The sequence below is a fragment of the Bartonella sp. AD13SXNS genome (genome assembly GCF_042196465.1).
GTDB lineage: Bacteria > Pseudomonadota > Alphaproteobacteria > Rhizobiales > Rhizobiaceae > Bartonella.
In genome coordinates this window covers 1-1,065 of the sequence record NZ_JBHIQI010000072.1, presented here as the reverse complement: position 1 = coordinate 1,065, position 1,065 = coordinate 1, and the positions used below count along the sequence as shown (strand labels likewise).

Sequence of the window (1,065 nt, the reverse complement as noted above, 5' to 3'; positions counted from 1 at the left end):
CGAAACATCACTCCGCATAAAAGCAATGCTCCAAATACTACACACACAACTATCAATATTATTTCATTTAAACTCATCTTTATCTCCTTAATGCTGCAATCTATCGCCCGTCTGATCAACAACGCGGCTCTTGCAAATTTTCGACATTGGGGGGTGTTGCTCTTGATCGCATAAAGATTTTAAAAGATAAGCCACTGCTCCTCTTGAAGGAACACCATATTTTTCCCAACGCCATACCGTTGATTTGTTGACGCCTAATAACGCCGCCATTTCGTCCAGCGTAAGATTAAGGCGTTTTCTTAGTTCTTTTGCTTCTATCTTATTCATAAAATTAAGTGTGCAATGTGCACAGAAAAAAGTCAAGTCGAAAAGCACACATAATATGTGCATTATGAATGAAAAGGATTTAATAGAATGCCAGAACAAAAAACAGACCAAGCTATACGCTTAACAGAAGCAAGAATTGCTAAAGGATTTAAATCTGCTCGCGCAGCAGCTCAATATTATGGCTGGCCATATTACACTTACATACAACATGAACAAGGAGTTCGCGGCATCAATAAAGCCGCGAGTCGATACGCAAAAGCTTTTAACGTAAGCACAGGGTGGTTATTGACTGGTGAAGGACAGGGTATAAAAACAAAATCTACAACTGCTCTTTCAGACCGCGAACTTCAAAAAGAAGTTTTTAACGCTTTAAAAGATATATCTCCTGAAAAAAAGCAGTGGCTTCTTCGCATTTTAAATACCTTAAAAGACGAAGAATAATAATTAATCTTCTTTGTTTATCTACATTAAGCTTATTCACTTCCTCCATTATAAGGTAATCAATGTCATTCATTTTATATATCCTAAATAATATAATACTCACTATATATGTTCATCTTGCACATATTTTTTGTTGACATATGTGCAAGATGCGCATATAAATGCCCTCATACAGTAAAAAATAACCATTGCCAATAGGCTGTATGGAGGCATTTGTGAAAAAACCAGTGTTTATCAATTCTGATGAAATTCTCTTAGTCATCTGCGAAAATGAAGAACAAAATCTCGCTAAATCTG

At 36.0% G+C, this 1,065-nt stretch carries 2 protein-coding genes; one reads left to right on the top strand and one right to left on the bottom strand.

Going from position 1 to position 1,065, the window contains the following annotated elements:
• Positions 1-87: 87 nt before the first annotated feature.
• Entirely contained in the window at positions 88-327 is a 240-nt protein-coding gene (locus ACFIMQ_RS09420) for a helix-turn-helix domain-containing protein (protein WP_375703931.1), read from the bottom strand.
• 87 nt (positions 328-414) lie between these two features.
• On the opposite strand from ACFIMQ_RS09420, the gene ACFIMQ_RS09415 reads away from it, so the two are divergent.
• On the top strand, positions 415-768 hold the full coding sequence (locus ACFIMQ_RS09415; protein ID WP_375628671.1) for an XRE family transcriptional regulator: 354 nt from the start codon (positions 415-417) through the stop codon (positions 766-768).
• Positions 769-1,065: the final 297 nt, after the last annotated feature.

Excerpts from the sequence above, each read along its gene's own strand:
- ACFIMQ_RS09420 (WP_375703931.1), bottom strand. The coding sequence starts at position 327 with ATGAATAAGATAGAAGCAAAAGAACTAAGAAAACGCCTTAATCTTACG.
- ACFIMQ_RS09415 (WP_375628671.1), top strand. The coding sequence starts at position 415 with ATGCCAGAACAAAAAACAGACCAAGCTATACGCTTAACAGAAGCAAGA.